The 18502-nt window shown below is 58.5% G+C and carries 16 protein-coding genes; 14 read left to right on the top strand and 2 right to left on the bottom strand.

Translation table 11 applies throughout. The features are described from left to right. The first annotated feature begins 362 nt into the window (after window positions 1-362). From ABJ99_RS11350 to ABJ99_RS11305, 10 genes are all read left to right on the top strand, one after another. Window positions 363-1016 carry a YjfI family protein gene (locus ABJ99_RS11350; RefSeq protein WP_054085925.1) on the top strand — a complete coding sequence of 218 codons (654 nt, stop codon included), beginning with the start codon at window positions 363-365 and terminating at the stop codon, window positions 1014-1016. A gap of 26 nt (window positions 1017-1042) precedes the next feature. After that, the gene (locus ABJ99_RS11345) at window positions 1043-1750 is read left to right on the top strand and encodes a PspA/IM30 family protein (protein WP_054085924.1); all 708 of its coding nucleotides are present in this window, start codon (window positions 1043-1045) and stop codon (window positions 1748-1750) included. Between the two features lie 18 nt (window positions 1751-1768). Beyond that, window positions 1769-2323, top strand: coding sequence for a rhomboid family intramembrane serine protease (locus tag ABJ99_RS11340; RefSeq protein ID WP_054085927.1), 555 nt, complete (start codon window positions 1769-1771; stop codon window positions 2321-2323). Window positions 2324-2402: 79 nt separating this feature from the next. Further along, window positions 2403-3068, top strand: a complete 666-nt coding sequence (locus ABJ99_RS11335) for a DUF2491 family protein (RefSeq protein WP_054085923.1) — start codon at window positions 2403-2405, stop codon at window positions 3066-3068. Between the two features lie 13 nt (window positions 3069-3081). Beyond that, window positions 3082-3507 carry a DUF350 domain-containing protein gene (locus tag ABJ99_RS11330; RefSeq protein ID WP_054085922.1) on the top strand — a complete coding sequence of 142 codons (426 nt, stop codon included), beginning with the start codon at window positions 3082-3084 and terminating at the stop codon, window positions 3505-3507. A 27-nt stretch (window positions 3508-3534) separates the two neighbouring features. Beyond that, the gene (locus ABJ99_RS11325) at window positions 3535-4281 is read left to right on the top strand and encodes a DUF1190 domain-containing protein (protein ID WP_054085921.1); all 747 of its coding nucleotides are present in this window, start codon (window positions 3535-3537) and stop codon (window positions 4279-4281) included. An 11-nt stretch (window positions 4282-4292) separates the two neighbouring features. Then, the gene (locus ABJ99_RS11320; protein WP_054085920.1) at window positions 4293-5450 is read left to right on the top strand and encodes a glutathionylspermidine synthase family protein; all 1158 of its coding nucleotides are present in this window, start codon (window positions 4293-4295) and stop codon (window positions 5448-5450) included. 555 nt (window positions 5451-6005) lie between these two features. Continuing rightward, window positions 6006-7361 (top strand): DUF1329 domain-containing protein, encoded by a 1356-nt coding sequence (locus ABJ99_RS11315; RefSeq protein ID WP_054085919.1) that lies wholly within the window; start codon window positions 6006-6008, stop codon window positions 7359-7361. A gap of 239 nt (window positions 7362-7600) precedes the next feature. Further along, window positions 7601-8650 carry a YCF48-related protein gene (locus tag ABJ99_RS11310; protein WP_080378122.1) on the top strand — a complete coding sequence of 350 codons (1050 nt, stop codon included), beginning with the start codon at window positions 7601-7603 and terminating at the stop codon, window positions 8648-8650. A 27-nt stretch (window positions 8651-8677) separates the two neighbouring features. Continuing rightward, entirely contained in the window at window positions 8678-11068 is a 2391-nt protein-coding gene (locus tag ABJ99_RS11305; protein WP_054085918.1) for an efflux RND transporter permease subunit, read from the top strand. A 55-nt stretch (window positions 11069-11123) separates the two neighbouring features. Here the strand turns inward: ABJ99_RS11305 and ABJ99_RS11300 are convergent, their stop codons facing one another. Together ABJ99_RS11300 and ABJ99_RS11295 are read right to left on the bottom strand one after the other, a co-directional pair. Beyond that, window positions 11124-11834, bottom strand: a complete 711-nt coding sequence (locus ABJ99_RS11300) for a FadR/GntR family transcriptional regulator (protein WP_054085917.1) — start codon at window positions 11832-11834, stop codon at window positions 11124-11126. Window positions 11835-11940: 106 nt separating this feature from the next. Further along, window positions 11941-13683: an IlvD/Edd family dehydratase gene (locus tag ABJ99_RS11295; protein WP_054085916.1), complete on the bottom strand. Its 1743-nt coding sequence runs from the start codon at window positions 13681-13683 to the stop codon at window positions 11941-11943. 213 nt (window positions 13684-13896) lie between these two features. Between ABJ99_RS11295 and ABJ99_RS11290 the strand changes: the two genes are divergently transcribed. From ABJ99_RS11290 to ABJ99_RS11275, 4 genes are all read left to right on the top strand, one after another. Then, on the top strand, window positions 13897-15204 hold the full coding sequence (locus tag ABJ99_RS11290; protein ID WP_054085915.1) for an MFS transporter: 1308 nt from the start codon (window positions 13897-13899) through the stop codon (window positions 15202-15204). Window positions 15205-15285: 81 nt separating this feature from the next. Next, on the top strand, window positions 15286-16278 hold the full coding sequence (gene araD1, locus ABJ99_RS11285) for an AraD1 family protein (protein WP_054085914.1): 993 nt from the start codon (window positions 15286-15288) through the stop codon (window positions 16276-16278). 445 nt (window positions 16279-16723) lie between these two features. Continuing rightward, the gene (locus ABJ99_RS11280) at window positions 16724-17008 is read left to right on the top strand and encodes a DUF5629 family protein (protein ID WP_054085913.1); all 285 of its coding nucleotides are present in this window, start codon (window positions 16724-16726) and stop codon (window positions 17006-17008) included. Between the two features lie 78 nt (window positions 17009-17086). Beyond that, entirely contained in the window at window positions 17087-18259 is a 1173-nt protein-coding gene (locus tag ABJ99_RS11275; protein WP_054085912.1) for a lactonase family protein, read from the top strand. The last annotated feature ends 243 nt before the right edge of the window (window positions 18260-18502 follow it).

Raw genomic sequence — 18502 nt, 5'->3', positions numbered from 1 at the left:
GTCGGGTCGCATCATGAGGTGCTGGCTCCTGAAAAGAATCGGGAGCACAGCATTAAGCTTCAATGGCTGGTTGGGAATGTGGGGTTCATGAGGCGCTTACGAACATTCCGCCCGCTCGGGCGTTTTCAAATGACGTTGGCGCTGAAATAAGTCGCCAATACGGGTGCCTGCGGTCAGCAGCTGCACGGTCAGGGCTTTACCTCCTCGCGATCAATCAGCACGTACAGGGCGCTGCGGCGTAGTGCTATCCAAAAAGGGCGGTCCTTCCTATAAGAAATCTCACATGTGATGCATATCTATCTTCAAACACATCTGCTACGTTGCTCACCTGATCCACGGCCAGCAGCAAGGGGGAAGCGCCAATGCCTCGTAAAACCCAGGGCGACACCGCAAAAGTCCCGGCCAAGGTTTCCAAAAGCTCCACCGATTACATGCGTGAAATGCGTCTGCGACTCAAAGACGCCGGTCTGGTCAAGCGGGAATTCTGGATCCGACCCGAGAATGTCGATGCCCTGCGTGGTATCGAGAAAGCGTTAAGACAGCCCTTTCTGGGCGAGAGGATCAAATTGGAGGATTTCATGACCGAGAACACCCACTGGACCATCAGCTCATTGCAAAAGGCTCTATCCGAACTTGAGCTGGTGACGAACGGGAAGATCGAGCTCGACGTGACCGAAGGCGATGCATCGGGCATCAAGCTGACCATGGCCGAATACGGCGACCTGCCCATCTACATCGCGGTAGAAGGCGAGCAGATTCTGGCCGACGCGACTCTGATCGAAGTGAACAAGGTCAAGAACGTGCAGGCCTTCAACGATGTGGTACTGCGCAGCCGCGACCTGTTTCCACTGTCCTCGATCGGCATTGAAAAGCTGGGTGGCGATCAGGAAGTCTACTGCCTGTTCGGCGCACTGAGTGCCGCCTCGTCGCTTACCGTCATCGTGCAGGAAATTCTCACCCTCGCGGACAATGTGATCCGTGCGGCCGACGCTTTTGAAGATCATTTCATCTACTGAACAGCGCTGTCAGGCGGAGAACATTCATGACTACGAGTATCTGGAAAAAACTGGTGACCGCCGTTCGTGGTGGCGCTTCCGAAGTGGGCGAGTCGATCGCCGATGCCAACGCCATCCGCATCCTGGATCAGGAAATCCGCGATGCTGAGAACGCACTGGTCAAGGCCCGTGACGGGCTGATTACTATCAAGGCCAAGCACAAGCTGTCGGCACAACGCCTTGAAGAACATGCGACCAGCATTGCCAACTGGGAAGGCCGTGCCATGCAGGCCCTGAACAAGGGTGAAGAAGCCCTGGCGGTCGAATGTGCGAACAAGATTGCCGAGATCGAAGCCCTGCGTGATCAGGAGCAGGAACTGGCCGACCAGTTCAACAAGCAGGTTGGTCTGCTCCAGGAACAGGTGATCAAGGCGGAGTCGCGGATCAAGAGCCTCAAGCAGCAGGTCGAGATGGCCAAGGCTCGCGAAACGGTGCAACGCGCCCGGGTCGCAACGGCCACTGCAACCGGTGGCGCCAGTGGTGCCGTGGAAACCGCAGTCGGTTCGCTGGCGCGCCTCAAGCAGCGTCAGGACGAACAGGACGCCAAGCTGGAAGCGGCTGAAGAACTGGCCAGCCAGTCCAGCGGCAGCGATCTTGAACGTCGCCTGCAGGATGCCGGTATCGGTGCCAAAAGTGGCGGTGCGGAAGACGTGCTGGCGCGCTTGAAAGCCAAAAGCCAGACGCCAGCCCAGTAAGCCCGGCGAGGGCGGGTGGTGGAGTTTTCAACACGACTCAAGGTCATCCTTGCCCTGTCGGCCGTACTGGTGGTGGTGCAGGTCATCAACTCGATTACCGGCAATGGTCTTGTTCATTTCGGTATCATTCCGCGCAACCTGACCGGGTTGCGCGGCATTGTTTTTGCGCCTTTTCTGCACGGTTCGATTCAGCACTTGCTCAGCAACCTGTTGCCGTTCATTGTGCTGAGCTGGCTGGTGGCCACCGAAGGTGTCAGGCGTTACGCGTGGGTCGCCGGGCTGATTTGCCTGGTGGGTGGCGCGCTGGTCTGGATCTTCGGCCGCAGCAATATTCACGTCGGCGCAAGCGGTCTGATCTTCGGTTTGTGGGCCTACTTGCTGGCTCGCGCCTGGTATCAACGCAGCATCGCCAGCCTGTTGCTGGCCCTGATCGCGCTGGCAGGTTATGGCGGATTGATTTTTGGCTTCGTTCCGGTGGCCGGTGTTTCCTTTGAATCACACATCGCCGGGGCGTTTGCCGGTATTTGCGTGGCGTGGCTGATGCACTCCAGAGCATTGCTGGCACAGAAGTAAACCAGTCTTGCAAACAATGTGTTTATTCCGGTTGAGGACGTTTTTCATAGCGCCCCGGTCGTCTTCAAGGAAATCAGTTATGAGTTGGTTCAAACGTGCCATGGGTCTGGAAGCACCCAAGGCATCCGGTCGTGATGGCGAACAATCCGCTGGCACCGTCAGCCCGCTGGGGCTGGCATCTGGCCGTATGCTTTGCCTGGACAGTTCGTTGAAACTGTTGCTCGACGGTCATTCGGAAGTGGTCGTCCCGGCGGATGAAAAAGTCTGGGCCGTGGGCCGTGTCGATCTTGGCCAGTCGATGACGCTGCATCGTTTCTACCTCGATAACGAGGACTACTTCCTGCAAGTGGTCAGCAACGGCCCCAACCCGGAAGACGTGCAGGACATCATCCTGTTCGGCTATTACAGTGCCGTGCCGATCACCAGCAAGGATGAATTGCTGCGTCTGACCGGCCCGTCCTCGAAGATCGGCCTGCAGACCTACGAGCACGATGGTGAAGTATTCGAACGGCAGTGGGGCACGTCGCCTGGCCAGACCGAACTGACGCCGCTGGATGAAGACATCGTCAGCCCTGACGCTGCTTACCGGATCAAACACCTGAGCATGCTGTACGCCCGCGACACCGGTCTGATCAACCGCCGTGAGTTTCTGCTGTTTTCGGTCGAAGAAGACGAAGAGGGCAGCATCACACTCACCACAGCGGTTGGCATAACGCTGCAGTCCACTGATATCAACGTTCTTTAACAAGGAAATCCTCATGATCGACGCGCTGCGTATGTCGCTCAATGCCACTGCCGTGTTCGGCTTCGTCATGTACATCCTGGTGGCGGCGATTCTGTTCGCCCTGTTCCAGTTCATCTACAGCAGGATCACGCCGCACAAGGAGTTCGCGCTGATCCGCGAGAACAACAGCGCAGCGGCAGTCGCTCTGGGTGGCTCGCTGATCGGCTTCGCGTTGCCGGCCAGCAACATCATCAGTTACAGCATCAGCATTCTGGACGTGGTGGTCTGGGTGGTGATTGCTGCCGTGGTGCAACTGCTGGCGTTCGGCGTCACCAGCCTGGTGCTTAAGGGCCTGTCGACCCGCATCGCCAAGGGCGAACTGGCAGCGGCTATTTATTCGGCCAGCGTCGCGATCAGCGTCGGTCTTCTCAATGCCGCCTGCATGACCCCATCGGTCTGACGGCAGCCTTGAACAAGGAGACTCATGATGAGACGTAGTTCAGTAAAGCTGGTGCTCGCCAGTACGCTTCCTCTGGCGCTTGCCGGGTGTGGTCCGTCTGAAAACAAACAGAATTTTGAAGCGAAGGCCAATTTCAAGTCAGTGCAGGAATGCGTCGAAGCCAAAGTGCCGGTGGACGTGTGTTCGGATGCCTATATGCAGGCGCTGTCCGACCATCGGCGCATTGCGCCGACCTACGATGACAAGGCTTCCTGTGACGCGGACTTCGTGCCGGATTACTGCCAGGTCACCTCTGATGGCAAGTACATGCCGAAGCTCGGCGGCTTCGAACTGGGCTTCTCCGGGCAGGTGCCTAAAGAGGCGCTGGACAGGGCCAATCAGGAAGTTGCGCAGTCGGCTCCGTCAGGCATGAGCGGCACCACCGGGCTGATGGCCGGCCTGCTGATCGGCAATCTGCTCAGCAACGGTTTCGGTGGCGGCAGCCGTTATTATTCGCAGCCCATTTATCAGACGCGCGATGATCGCGGTGGCTATTACAGCTCGTCGCTGCCCAGCCAGATCGACCGCGGCAAGACATTCGGTCGTTCGACCCAGGCACAATCCAGCCCGGATCGCAGCTACGGCAAGAGCACGCTGGGGCGCAACCTGGGCAACTCGGGTTCTGGCTCATCGTCGGTGTCATCGACCATTTCGCGTGGCGGCTTCGGCAGTCAGGCCGCGGCACGCAGCGGCTGGGGCGGCAAGAGCAGCGGCAGCGGCAGTTTCGGAGGCTGACGGAGCGGTCCATGAAGAAGATCAGCATCGAGGAACGTCCGGACTGGCGCACCACTGCCGAACGTGAAGGCTTCAACTTCCACACCATCGACGGCGAGCGCTATTGGGATGAGCGTGATTATTACCAGTTCACCGAACAGCAGATAATCCGCGATCTCGAGGCGCCGACCCAGGCGCTCCACCAGATGTGCATGGATGCCGTGGCGCGGGTGGTGGACAGCGAGGAGTTGCTGCACCAACTGGCGATTCCGGAAGCGTTCTTCGATGTGATTCAGACGTCATGGAAGCAGGGGCATCCGCATCTCTACTCACGCTTCGATTTTGCCTACGATGGCACGGGTCCGGCGAAGATGTACGAGATCAATGCCGATACGCCGACCAGCCTGATGGAGGCCGGGGCGTTTCAACTGCTCTGGCTGGAAGAGCAGATGGCGCGCGGGGTGTTGCCTGCGCATGCCACCCAGTTCAATTCGATTGCCGAGGACCTGGTTCGCGCATTCGCCGAATTTCCGGGGCAACGTCCGTTCTATTTTTCGGCCATGTCCGGTTCGGTCGAAGACCGTGGCACCACCGATTTTCTGCGGCGCATGGCTGCCCACGTTGGTATAGATGCCAGGCACATCGACATCGAAGACATCGGGCTCGATTCCGAAGGGCGTTTCGTCGACCTGGAAGGGCGCTGGATCGAGCGATTGTTCAAGCTGCATGCGTGGGAACACATCTTTCACGAGGAATTCGGCAAGCATGTGCCCGCCAGCGGCACCCAATTCGTCGAGCCTGCCTGGAAAGCGATTCTCAGCAATAAAGGCATATTGCCGTTGTTGTGGCAGTTCAACGAGGGGCATCCGAACCTGCTGCCTGCACGCATCGATCAGGAGACTGACCGACCGGTGCCCAAAGGCTGGGTGCGCAAACCGTACTTTTCCCGCGAAGGCGCCAACATCGAGATGCGTACGCCGGGCGATCAGGTTATTGCAGTCGATGGGCCGTATACCGATGCACCGTACATTCTTCAAGCGTACTCGCCACTTCCGAAGTTCGGCGACAGCTACACACTGATCGGTTCCTGGGTTATCGGTGATCTGGCATCCGGTATCGGCATTCGCGAAGATGACAGCCTGATCACCAAAGACACCAGCCGCTTCCTGCCACACGTCGTCATCGACTGAGCGATTGCCTGTCAAGGTGTTACTTGCCGTCTGCCAGTAACACCTTTGCTGTTACCGTCTGTTTAAATGACCCTGTTTGATGGTTTCCTTATTAGGTGCGTGTCTGACAACCCAACAGGTCTGGCAGGGGCATTTGTGAATAAAACAATGTGGCTGACTGTTTGCCATGAGGGGCGCCATACAGTGTGCACAATAACGACTTTAATCTGTCCCTTTTTATAGATTGGCATTCGCGTTGCACTGTCATTATTACTGTAGACGCTGTTTGAAGAAAATACAGTTCACGTTGCATCTTTCTGTTTTTACTCTGTTTAATGCGATGGACTGTGTGAAGTAGTTTCCTACGGGGCTGGTTTTCACATCCTACAGTTTATGCCTGCGATCAAACAGGGCGAAGCGGGGGAATAACTGTGCGCTGGTATTTTGTTCTGGCATTACAACAGGCTGACAATCGCCGTGTGCATTGTCTAGATAATAAAAAGCCGTTTGCAACGGAAACACTATTAGCCACGACGTCAGACTGTTGTGGCGAGCCAGTCATGCAAGGAGAGCAGCATGCTCATGAAACATCTGATGGGGATCGCGTTAGCGATGGGGCTTGCGATCAACACCAGTCAAGGGGCCAACGTCCGGTTACCCGAAGGTTCTTTAACTCCTTTGGGCGGCGAGAGGGCGGGAAACGCCTCCGGAACCATACCGGCCTGGAAGGGTGGAATCACCCAGCCGCCGCAGGGGTATGAAGGGTCCGGCAGGCGCCATGTCGATCCTTATGCCAGCGACAAGCCTGTGTTCACCATCACCCGTGCCACTCTGGATCAGCACCGTGAGCACCTGACGCCGGGGCAGGTCGCGATGTTTGAAACCTATCCTGCCAGCTATCGCATGTCGATCTACCCGACCCGACGTTCTGCATCCGCCCCGCAGTGGGTCTACGACAACACCCGTCGAAACGCCGGCACAGCACGGCTGATCAGCGGCGGTAACGGATTTGTCGATGCGTATGGTGGCATTCCGTTTCCCGTACCGAAAAAAGGTATTCAGGCGGTATGGAACCATATCGCCCGTTACCGTGGACATTACGTAGTAAGACGCGCGTCCGAAGCGGTCGTGCAGCGTAACGGAAACTTCAGCCTTGCCAGCTCTCGGCAAGAAGTGTTATTTCGCTTTTATGATCCTCACGGCAGTTTTGCCGGCCTCGATAATGTACTGTTCTATTACTTGTCGCGTTCCCGCAGCCCGGCACATCTGTCAGGGTATGCCGTGCTGGTGCATGAAACACTTGATCAGGTGCAGGAGCCGCGTCTGGCTTGGGCGTACAGTGCCGGACAACCGCGCGTGCGTCGCGCCCCGAGTCTCGCTTACGACATGCCGGTGCCGACGTCCGATGGTTTGCGCACGGCTGACGACACCGACATGTTCAATGGCTCGCCGGATCGCTACGACTGGAAGTTGCTGGGCAAGCGCGAGATTTACATTCCCTACAATAACTATCGACTGTCCAGCCCTGATATCACGTATCGGCAATTACTGCAGCCCGGTCATCTCAACCCGGCTTATACCCGGCATGAGCTGCACCGGGTCTGGGTGGTGGAAGGGACGCTCAAGCCCTCATCGCGGCATGTGTACTCGCGACGCACGCTGTATCTGGACGAAGACAGCTGGCAGGCGGCAATCGTCGATCAGTATGATGGGCGCGGCCAGTTGTGGCGGGTCTCCATGGCCTACCTGAAAAACTATTACGAGTTGCCGACCGTCTGGTCGGCGCTGGATGTCTTCCATGACTTGCAGGCCCGGCGTTATCACGTACAGAACCTGGACAATCAGGAAACGCACACCAGTGACTTCTCCCAGCCGGTGCCCGGCGTCAGTGCTTTCAAGCCTGCTGCGCTGCGCCGTCAACGTGTGCGCTGACCCGCAGGCATCGACGGGTTACAGAGTCCGGCGGGGCGTTTTCGTATCAGGCCGGCTGATGACTCATCAATCACGTCTGCGTGCTTAACAAAAGATAACGACATGTCGATTGTCAGGCATTTGCAAAACTGCCTAGGATGGCCGTGCTTCCAAAAAGGCAGGGCCAGACGGCTCGCGGGCTTTCCCGGTTGATGCAAACGGGGCGAATCGTGCCCGATAACAATAAAGGGGAGAACTTCATGCGTGAGCCTTTTCAGCGGCGCACCCGGTTATGGGCGGGCATGTCACTGACCCTTCTGATGGGCTGCCCGCTTGCAGCCGGACTAGCGCTTGCATCCGATCTGGCGTCCACAGCCGCGAATATTGCAGACACCTCCGGTTACGCCATCGAATCGGCTAAAGCAGCGCGCGGTCTGCTGCTGGATGTCGCCCATGCGGGTGCCCGGCTGGTCGTGGTGGGCGATCACGGGCACATTCTGTATTCCGACGATCAGGGCAAGACCTGGCTTCAGGCCAGAGTGCCCACCCGGCAGCTGTTGACCGCCGTGTTTTTCGTCGATGAGCAGCACGGCTGGGCGGTGGGCCACGACGCGCAAATTCTGGTCAGCAGCGACGGCGGCAAAAGCTGGAGCAAACAGTTCGAAGACTTGAAGCGCGAAGCGCCGCTGCTGGATGTCTGGTTCAAGGACCTCGACAACGGCTTTGCCATCGGTGCTTATGGGGCGCTGCTGAGCACGCACGACGGTGGCCAGCATTGGCAAGACATCAGCGACCGGCTGGACAACGAAGACCAGTACCACCTGAATGGCATCGCCCAGGTAAAGGATGCAGGCCTGTTCATCGTCGGCGAGGCAGGCAGCATGTTTCGTTCCAGCGACGAAGGGCAAACCTGGGAAAAGCTTGAGGGCCCTTATCAGGGCTCGTTGTTTGGCGTGACCGGCACGGCGCAGCCTTCGACATTGCTGGCCTATGGTCTGCGCGGCAACCTGTTTCGCTCCAGCGATTTTGGCGACAGTTGGCAGCCGATCGAACTCAAGGGCGCACGCGGGCCTGTGGAATTCGGTCTGGCCAGCGCCACGCTGCTGGCCGATGGCTCGCTGGTGCTGGTCGGCAATGGCGGCAGCGTGATGCGCAGCACCGACGATGGCGAAACCTTCGAGGTGTTCAATCGTCCTGACCGCATCTCGCTGGCGGGCGTGACCGCCAATCTGCAAGGCAACCTGATACTGGTCGGACAGGGTGGCGTGCGTATGACCTCGCCCACGGGCAGCGAAACGACCCAACAATAAGACCTTTCAGGGCGGGGACATCCAGGCATGAGCAATCTTCAACACCCAGCAAATTCAGATGAAAAGGCAACCTTTCTCGAACGCCTGATTTTCAACCATCGCCCGGCGGTGATCATTCTGTGCCTGCTGACGAGTGTCTTTCTGTTCTGGCAAGCTTTGCAGGTACGGCCTTCCACCAGCTTCGAAAAAATGATTCCGCTGTCGCATCCGTTCATTCAGAACATGATGAAGCATCGCAACGATCTGGCGAACCTGGGCAATACCGTACGCATCTCCGTCGAGGCGGTGGACGGTGATATTTTTTCGCAAAAGTACATGGAGACCCTGCGGCAAATCAGTGACGAGGTGTTTTACATCCCCGGCGTCGACCGTTCCGGGCTCAAGTCGTTGTGGAGCCCCAGTGTGCGCTGGACCGAAGTGACCGAAGAGGGTTTCGCCGGCGGCGAGGTCATTCCGCAGAGTTACGACGGTTCGGAAGCCAGCCTCGATCAACTGCGCAACAACGTGCTCAAGTCCGGGCAAGTCGGGCGGCTGGTGGCCAACGACTTCAAGTCGAGCATCATCGATGTGCCGTTGCAGGAGGCCTATCCGGACCCTGCCGATCAGGGCAAATTGCTGGCGCTCGACTACCAGCAGTTCTCGCATCAGCTCGAAGAAAAGATCCGCGACAAGTACCAGGCGCAGAACCCGAACATCAAAATTCACATTGTCGGTTTCGCCAAAAAAGTCGGCGACCTGATCGATGGCCTGTTCATGGTGGTGATGTTCTTCGGCATCGCGTTCCTGATCACCCTGGTGCTGCTGATCTGGTTCACCCGCTGTATTCGCAGTACCGTCGCAGTGCTGAGCACCACGCTGATCGCGGTGATCTGGCAGTTGGGCCTGATGCATGTGGTCGGCTTCGGCATCGATCCGTATTCGATGCTGGTGCCGTTTCTGATCTTCGCCATCGGTATTTCCCACGGCGTGCAGAAAATCAACGGCATCGCCCTGCAATCCGGCGAGGCCGACAACGCGCTGACGGCTGCACGTCGCACGTTCCGCCAGCTGTTTCTGCCGGGCATGATAGCCATTCTGGCGGACGCGGTCGGGTTCATCACCTTGCTGATCATCGACATAGGGGTGATTCGCGAACTGGCCATCGGTGCGTCCATCGGCGTCGCAGTAATCGTGTTCACCAACCTGATTTTGCTGCCGGTGGCGATTTCCTACGTTGGCATCAGTAAAAGGGCAGTCAGCCGCAGCAAACAGGATGCGGTCTCCGAGCATCCTTTCTGGCGTCTGCTGTCGAATTTTGCCAGCGCCAAAGTTGCTCCGGTCTCGATTGCACTGGCAGTGCTGGCCTTCGGCGGCGGCCTTTGGTACAGCCAGAACCTGAAGATCGGCGACCTCGATCAGGGCGCGCCTGAGCTGCGCCCCGACTCGCGCTACAACAAGGACAACGCGTTCATCATCAAGCATTACTCGACCAGTTCCGACGTACTGGTGGTCATGGTCAAGACACCGCCCGAGGGCTGTTCGGCGTATCCGACCCTGTCGGCGATCAACGAGCTGGCCTGGAAGATGGAAAACACCCAAGGCGTGCAGTCGGCCATTTCGCTGGTGACCGTTTCCAAACAGGTCATCAAAGGCATGAACGAGGGCAACCTGAAGTGGGAAAGCCTGTCGCGCAACAAGGACGTGCTGAACAACTCCATCGCCCGGGCTGACGGGCTGTACAACACGGATTGCTCGCTGGCCCCGTTGCTGGTGTTCCTCAATGACCACAAGGCCGAGACCCTCGACCGCGCTGTGCATGCGGTGCAGGATTTCGCCAGACAGAACGACAAACCGGACATGCAATTTCTGCTGGCCGCTGGCAACGCCGGGATCGAGGCGGCGACCAACGAAGTCATCAAACAGTCCGAGCTGATCATTCTGGTGCTGGTCTACATCTGCGTGGCGGCGATGTGCATGATCACCTTCCGTTCCTGGGCGGCGACTTTGTGCATTGTCCTGCCGCTGGTGCTGACGTCGGTGCTGGGTAACGCCCTGATGGCGTTCATGGGCATCGGCGTCAAGGTCGCAACCCTGCCGGTGGTGGCGCTGGGCGTGGGCATCGGCGTCGACTACGGCATCTACATCTACAGCCGTCTGGAAAGCTTCCTGCGCGCCGGGTTGCCGTTGCAGGAAGCCTATTACGAAACCCTGAAATCCACCGGCAAAGCCGTGCTGTTCACCGGCCTGTGCCTGGCCATCGGCGTGTGCACCTGGATCTTCTCGGCGATCAAGTTCCAGGCCGACATGGGCCTGATGCTGACCTTCATGCTGCTGTGGAACATGTTCGGCGCACTCTGGCTGCTGCCCGCGCTGGCGCGGTTCCTGATCAAACCGGAGAAGATGGCAGGGAAGGTGGGCAATTCACTGTTTTCGCATTGAGCCCGTCGAGCGTGGAGACCTGCGTTTCCACGCTGCAGTGGGCGCATCGAGAGTCCTAGCCGCCCAACACCACACTCAACGCATTGCGCGCGTCATCCAGTTGCACCAGCGAAGCGTGGCGTGCGCCAAGGGCGTCGCGGTTCTGGATGGCGGTGAGGATGGCTTTGTGGCGCGGCATGGCCAGTTCGTGCAGGTTGGGGCGTTTGTTGGAGTATTTGAGCGCTTCGCGCAAGGCCAGTGAAAGCATGTTGCACAAATGCGCCAGCAAGTCGTTGTGCGTGGCGTCGGCGATGCGGCTGTGGAAGTCGAGGTCCGGTTGCAGCAGGTCTTCCGGCGTCGGTGCTGCTTCCATGCGCAGGTACGCTTCGTGGATCGACTCGATTTCTGCGTCGGTGGCATGTTGCGCAGCCAGCGCCGCAACTGCCGGTTCGATCACCGCGCGCACGCTGGTCAGCAGGTTGAAGAATTCATTCTGCGGCGAACTTTGCATCACCCAATGCAACACGTCCGGGTCCAGCAGGTGCCATTCGCGACGGGCCTTGACCACTGTGCCGACGCGCGGCCGCGAGTAGACCAGCCCTTTGGCGACCAGAACCCGTGTGGCTTCACGCAAGACCGGGCGGCTGACGGCATACTCTTCGCAGAGCAGCGCCTCGGCAGGCAACTTTTCGTCAGGTTTGAAACGGCCGGACACAATCTGCATGCCCAGTTCCTGGACGATGCGGGCGTGCATGCTTTTTCGGTCGGAGGGCTTTCGATAATCCATGGGAACGCTGGTCGGTTCTGACTGTGATTGCCGGGCATCATACCATCGCGTAACGATTACGGCGGTCACCACAACAGGCGACCGTCGCTTCTTTTAGTGCAACTAACTAGTGCGAATGGCGGGGCACTTCGGAACCTCTGCAACCGACCAGAAAGTCGAAATCGCAGCCTTGATCGGCCTGCATCACTTTATCGACATACAACTGGCGATAGCCGCCGAGCAACAGTTGTGGCGGGGCTTGCCATTGCGCCAGGCGTGCGGCCAGTTCAGCTTCCGGGATATCCAGATGCAAGCGGCCGCTGGCGCAGTCGAGCTCGATCCAGTCGCCTTCCTGAACCACGGCGAGCGGACCACCGGCTGCAGCTTCCGGCGCCACATGCAAAACCACCGTGCCGTACGCCGTGCCGCTCATGCGCGCATCGGAAATACGCACCATGTCAGTGACACCCTGAGCGAGCAGTTTGGCCGGCAGGCCCATGTTGCCGACCTCGGCCATGCCCGGATAACCCTTGGGGCCGCAGTTCTTGAGGACCATCACCGAGCTGGCGTCGATGTCCAGATCCGGATCGTTGATCCGCGACTTGTACATTTCGAAATTCTCGAACACCACCGCACGGCCACGATGCTGCATCAATGCTGGCGTGGCGGCTGAAGGTTTGAGCACAGCGCCCAGCGGCGCGAGGTTGCCGCGCAGCACGCAGATACCGCCGTCGGCGCGAATCGGGTTGTCCAGTGCGCGGATCACCTGATCTTCGCCATAAATCGGTGAGTTGCGGGTGTTCTCGCCAATACTTTTGCCGTTGACCGTCAACGCATCCGGATTAGGCAGCAGTTTGGCTTCGTTCATGCGGCGCAGCACGGCGGGCAGGCCACCGGCGTAATAGAACTCTTCCATCAGGAAACGCCCGGACGGTTGCAGGTCAACGATGGTCGGCATGCCCCGGCCCATGCGGGTCCAGTCGTCCAGGTCGAGGTCGACACCGATGCGTCCGGCAATGGCCTTCAGGTGAATCACGGCGTTGGTCGAACCGCCGATGGCGGCGTTGACCCGGATGGCGTTTTCAAACGCAGCTTTGGTGAGAATTTTCGACAGGCGCAAGTCTTCGCGGACCATGTCCACCGCACGCATGCCGGACATGTGCGCCAGCACGTAACGGCGCGAGTCCACCGCAGGAATGGCCGCGTTATGCGGCAACGAAGTGCCCAGCGCTTCGGCCATGCAGGCCATGGTCGAGGCCGTGCCCATGGTGTTGCAGGTGCCTGCCGAGCGCGACATGCCGGCTTCGGCGGAGAGGAATTCGTCCAGGCTGATAGTCCCAGCTTTGTAGGATTCGTGCATCTGCCAGACGATGGTCCCCGCACCGATGTCCTTGCCTTCGTGTTTGCCGTTGAGCATCGGCCCGCCGGTCACAACGATGGCCGGAACGTCGCAACTGGCAGCGCCCATCAACAGGGCAGGGGTGGTCTTGTCGCAACCGGTCAGCAACACGACGCCATCGATCGGGTTGCCGCGAATGGCTTCTTCGACGTCCATGCTCGCCAGATTACGGGTGAACATCGCGGTGGGGCGCAGGTTGGATTCACCGTTGGAAAACACCGGGAACTCGACCGACCAGCCACCTGCTTCAATCACGCCGCGTTTGACGTGCTCGGCAATCTGCCGGAAATGAGCGTTGCAGGGGGTCAGCTCCGACCAGGTGTTGCAGATGCCAATGATCGGCTTGCCCTGAAACTGATGGTCGGCAATGCCCTGATTCTTCATCCAGCTACGGTACATGAAGCCATTCTTGTCGGCAGTGCCAAACCACTGGGCAGAACGGAGGGTCGGTTTTTTATCGGAGTCAGACATGATCGGCTCTCTTATTGTAAGACTTAATGGCGATACTGCTGGCTAAGGTAAGCCTAAAAAACGCGCATTGGAAGAGTTGGCAGTTCAAATAGTATTACTATATAGTCGATTTTAGACGAGGGATCATCCTGGCGCATGTGCGGCGTTACAAGCACCCCGGCACAGAGGCGATCCCCGCAGGTTCCATAACAAAAACAATGGGAGACCGCCTACATGAGCCAGGAACTGCGGCTTATACGCCGCATCACGTTCAAACTGATTCCTTTCCTGATCCTGCTTTACCTGATCGCTTATGTGGACCGTTCTGCCGTGGGCTTCGCCAAGCTGCACATGGGCGCGGACATCGGTATCGGCGACGCCGCCTACGGGCTGGGTGCCGGGCTGTTTTTCATCGGTTACTTCCTGCTGGAGATCCCCAGCAACCTGATGCTCGAGCGCTTCGGTGCGCGTCGCTGGTTTGCGCGGATCATGATCACCTGGGGCGCGATCACCATCGGCATGGCCTTCGTACAGGGGCCGCACAGTTTCTATGTGATGCGCTTTCTGCTGGGCGCTGCCGAGGCGGGCTTCTTTCCCGGCGTGCTGTACTACATCACCCAATGGTTTCCGGTGCGCCATCGCGGCAAGATCCTTGGTCTTTTTATCCTTTCGCAACCCATCGCCATGATGATCACCGGGCCCGTCTCCGGCGGTTTGCTGGGCATGGACGGCGTGCTCGGTCTGCATGGCTGGCAGTGGTTGTTCATCGTCATCGGCACCCCGGCGATTCTGCTCACCTGGCCGGTACTGCGCTGGTTGCCGGATGGCCCGCAGCAGGTCAAGTGGATGGATCAGGCCGAGAAAGACTGGCTGACCGGGGAACTGAAAAAAGACCTGGAAGAATACGGTCAGACCCGCCACGGCAACCCGTTGCATGCTCTGAAGGACAAACGTGTGTTGCTGCTGGCGCTGTTCTACCTGCCAGTGATCTTGAGTATCTACGGCCTGGGCCTGTGGTTGCCGACTCTGATCAAGCAGTTCGGTGGCAGCGACCTGACCACCGGCTTCGTGTCTTCGGTGCCTTACATCTTCGGCATCATCGGCCTGCTCATCGTGCCGCGCAGTTCCGACCGCCTCAACGACCGTTACGGACATTTGGCAGTGCTTTACGTACTCGGTGCCATCGGCCTGTTTTGCAGCGCCTGGCTGACTGTGCCGGTAGCGCAACTGGCGGCGCTGTGTGTGGTGGCCTTTGCGTTGTTTTCCTGCACGGCGGTGTTCTGGACGTTACCAGGGCGGTTTTTTGCCGGTGCCAGCGCGGCGGCAGGTATCGCGCTGATCAATTCGGTCGGCAATCTGGGTGGTTATATCGGGCCGTTCGTGATTGGTGCGTTGAAGGAGATGACCGGCAGCCTGGCGTCGGGCCTGTACTTCCTGTCCGGCGTGATGGTGTTCGGCCTGGTATTGACCGGCATCGTTTATCACGTGCTGGAGCGTAAACATGTGTTGCCGGCTTCTGATTTTGCGGCGAGTGCCAGGTGAGGCAGTTGCGAGCTGCAAGCCACAAGCGACAAGAAACAGCGAGATGTCTTGCAGCCTCTAGCCATACAAAAGGAGAATTTCATGCGTTTAGTACAGTTTGAATTGAGCAACGGTCAGCGTCGGGTCGGGCTGGTTGACGGTGATCAGGTGCGTGAAGTGCAGGGTGTCGAGAGCGTTCGCGAGCTGGCTCTGGCCGCTATCGAGGCGGGTTCGGGTCTGGCTCGTCAGGTCGAGCAGCGTGGTGTTGGCGAGACGCACGACTACTTGCAATTGCTCAAGGATCTGCGGATTCTGCCGCCGCTCGACCATCCTGATCCGGCGCATTTGCTGGTCAGTGGCACCGGGTTGACGCATCTGGGCAGCGCGTCGGCGCGGGACAAGATGCATCAGCAGTCCGGTGATGAAGCGTCGATGACCGATACCATGCGCATTTTCAAATGGGGCGTCGAAGGCGGCAAGCCAGCGGCGGGGCAGGCAGGTGTGCAGCCGGAGTGGTTCTATAAAGGTGACGGCAGCATCGTTGTGCGTCCGGGGCATTCGTTTTCACTGCCGCCGTTTGCCGAAGATGGTGGGGAAGAACCGGAGCTGAGCGGCCTCTATGTGATCGGCCACGACCGCAAGCCGTATCGTTTGGGTTTCGCCATCGGCAACGAATACTCCGACCACGTCATGGAGCGTCGCAATTACCTCTACCTGGCGCACTCGAAACTGCGCGCCTGCTCGTTCGGGCCGGAGCTGCGTGTGGGCGATTTGCCACAGAGCCTGTCGGGCACCAGCCGGATCTGGCGTGACGGCAAAATCCTGTGGGAAAAGGAATTCCTCAGCGGCGAGGCGAACATGTGCCACAGCCTGGAAAACCTTGAGTACCACCACTTCAAATACGCCCAGTTTCTCAGGCCGGGCGACGTGCACGTGCACTTCTTCGGCACCGCAACCCTGTCCTTCGCGGATGGCGTGCGCACACAGCCGGGTGATCGCTTCGAAGTCAGCCAGACCGAATTCGGCCAGCCGCTGGTCAACGGCCTTGCGCCAAGCGAAGCGGTGTTTCAGCCGGGCGGGATTGGCAAGCTCTAAAGACAGGAGCGCGTTGTGTTTTTTGCCGCTCGATGCGGCAAGAGATCATGTCCTGTCCGTATTTACCGCAACCAAACCGCTTTGGATGTGCTTTTTGATCGCGATGGCACTGACGACACAGATTGCGACGTAAGTGACGGCTGAGCCCTGACGCTGATTCGGGGGATGCCTTTTTGGTTAAAGAGCAGCAGGGACGCCGAGCAAGCCGCACCGGGCCAAGGATGGCCCGTTGCGGCGACCCCCGGATCAGTGTCAGGGCGAAGGAACCNAACACATCCAACTGACATCGCAGAACCGCCGTGTGACGCAGAGCGTCACGAACTGCATGCCAACACGCTTTGGTGCCTGATCTGGACACTCTTGGCCATGTGATGCGTCGATCATCGGTGTATCTCATCCTGCCTTTTGCCCTATCATTCGCGCTTTTGCAGGCCGGATAAACTTCATGACCACCACACCCGCCACACTGCTCGCCGCCCTTGAAACGACCACCATGCTCGAAATCGACGGGCTGCACGCCTGGGACTTTTCGCTTGCCGATGAACTGAACATCGAATGCATGGACGGCCGCGAGCGCAAGGTATGGCGCTTCAGCAAAGCCCAGGTCGAAGCTGCAACCTTCGACGAATTCCTGCAAAGCTGGGTCGTCAACGATGGCAATGCCGATCACCGCATCATCTGCCTCGACGCTTTTACTCCGTCTGATGAAGATGATTCAGGGCAGGATTGATTAAATTCGGGTGGGCGCTGTCATAGACCTGACGTGCCGTAACAGGCATCAATAACCTCAACAAAAAGGGATGCCCCCATGCCCCATAAATTTCTGCCGTGGCTGGCGATTGCCAGTGCCATGAGCGCATTCACCCTGCAGGCCCAACCCATGCCCGATACTGAATTACTGATGGGTTCCTACACGCAAGGCAAGAGTGAAGGGATCTACCGTTTTGGCTTCAACAGCGAAACCGGGATGATCGATGCCAAACCGCTCCAGGTCATCAAGTCCGACAACCCATCCTGGCTGACGCTTTCCAAAGACCAGCGTTATCTGTTCGCGGTCAACGAGAACGGGCCAGGCCAGAAAGACGTCGTCGGCAAGATCAGCAGCTTTGCGATCGACCCGAAAACCCGTCAGCTTACGCCGATCAATCAGGTCCAAAGCCGTGGTGAAGAACCGACGCACTCCAGCCTGAGTTACGACGGCCGCTACCTGTTCGTTGCCAACTACGCAGTGAACCCCGACCCGGGCGGCGCGCTGACAGTGGTGCCGGTAGGCAAGGACGGCACGTTGAGCGAAGCCGTTCAGGTTCTGCCGCTGGGCCCTGGAAGTAAGGTCAACAGTGAGCGGCAAATGTCGTCACATGTGCATCTGGCCGTGCCGACCCCGGATGACAAGTACGTGGTGAGTGCCGATCTGGGCGCCGACAAGCTGTTCGTGTATCGCTACGATGCGAGCCAGGCCAAGCCACTGCAGCCAGCCAAGGTGCCGTTCGTGCAGTTGCCAGGCGGCTCGGGGCCACGTCATACCCTCTTCAGTGCTGATGGCAAGCATGCCTGGCTGGTGCTGGAAATGACGGCTCAGGTCGCGGTGTTTGACTACCATGACGGAGTGTTCAAGCAGACCCAATTGGTCGACATGAAGAACAAAGGTGTGGAGGAGAAAAACGGGGGAGGCGCTTTGCACACCTCACCGGATGGCAAGTTTCTGTACGTGACCAATCGGGGTGACGCGAACCAGGTCGTGGTGTTCCGGATCGATCAGGCCAGCGGCAAGCTGGAAGAAATTCAGCGTCGTTCCCTGGAAGGCAAGGAGCCTCGCGAGTTTGCCTTTGATCCGACCGGCAAGTTCATCCTGTTCGCTAATCAGAAGAGCAATCAGATTGTGACGGTGCGCCGTGATCCGCAAAGCGGAATGATCGGTGACACGGTGCAGAAATTTGATGCAGATTCACCTTCTTACCTGCGTTTTCTGACTGAGAAGTAAGCTACCCCGGCTCCAGCCCTTAAAACGCAAGGGCTGGAGCCGTTATCATTCTTGGTGATATGGGTTAGTGCTACAAAAAATTTCTGCTGAACCCCCCCTCGGGCGTAAGTTTGAGTCACGGCCAAGACGGCCAGGACATCAAATCAACGTACAGACAAACAACGAGGGGTGACCGACATGAACTTCAATCTTTTCTCCATCATCTCTGCATCCGCTATCTCGGCAAGCGTCGCTCTTCCGGCC

This window comes from Pseudomonas syringae pv. cilantro, assembly GCF_001293775.1.
Taxonomy (GTDB): domain Bacteria; phylum Pseudomonadota; class Gammaproteobacteria; order Pseudomonadales; family Pseudomonadaceae; genus Aquipseudomonas; species Aquipseudomonas syringae_P.
Note: the sequence above shows the minus strand (reverse complement) of the source record. Positions and strands in the feature narration are given on the sequence as shown.

Coding starts and splice junctions, on each gene's coding strand:
- ABJ99_RS11300 (WP_054085917.1), bottom strand. CDS start 11,834: ATGGATTATCGAAAGCCCTCCGACCGAAAAAGCATGCACGCCCGCATC.
- ABJ99_RS11280 (WP_054085913.1), top strand. CDS start 16,724: ATGACCACCACACCCGCCACACTGCTCGCCGCCCTTGAAACGACCACC.
- ABJ99_RS11315 (WP_054085919.1), top strand. CDS start 6,006: ATGCTCATGAAACATCTGATGGGGATCGCGTTAGCGATGGGGCTTGCG.
- ABJ99_RS11320 (WP_054085920.1), top strand. CDS start 4,293: ATGAAGAAGATCAGCATCGAGGAACGTCCGGACTGGCGCACCACTGCC.
- ABJ99_RS11330 (WP_054085922.1), top strand. CDS start 3,082: ATGATCGACGCGCTGCGTATGTCGCTCAATGCCACTGCCGTGTTCGGC.
- ABJ99_RS11305 (WP_054085918.1), top strand. CDS start 8,678: ATGAGCAATCTTCAACACCCAGCAAATTCAGATGAAAAGGCAACCTTT.
- ABJ99_RS11325 (WP_054085921.1), top strand. CDS start 3,535: ATGAGACGTAGTTCAGTAAAGCTGGTGCTCGCCAGTACGCTTCCTCTG.
- ABJ99_RS11275 (WP_054085912.1), top strand. CDS start 17,087: ATGCCCCATAAATTTCTGCCGTGGCTGGCGATTGCCAGTGCCATGAGC.
- ABJ99_RS11295 (WP_054085916.1), bottom strand. CDS start 13,683: ATGTCTGACTCCGATAAAAAACCGACCCTCCGTTCTGCCCAGTGGTTT.
- ABJ99_RS11350 (WP_054085925.1), top strand. CDS start 363: ATGCCTCGTAAAACCCAGGGCGACACCGCAAAAGTCCCGGCCAAGGTT.
- ABJ99_RS11290 (WP_054085915.1), top strand. CDS start 13,897: ATGAGCCAGGAACTGCGGCTTATACGCCGCATCACGTTCAAACTGATT.
- ABJ99_RS11310 (WP_080378122.1), top strand. CDS start 7,601: ATGCGTGAGCCTTTTCAGCGGCGCACCCGGTTATGGGCGGGCATGTCA.
- ABJ99_RS11345 (WP_054085924.1), top strand. CDS start 1,043: ATGACTACGAGTATCTGGAAAAAACTGGTGACCGCCGTTCGTGGTGGC.
- araD1 (WP_054085914.1), top strand. CDS start 15,286: ATGCGTTTAGTACAGTTTGAATTGAGCAACGGTCAGCGTCGGGTCGGG.
- ABJ99_RS11335 (WP_054085923.1), top strand. CDS start 2,403: ATGAGTTGGTTCAAACGTGCCATGGGTCTGGAAGCACCCAAGGCATCC.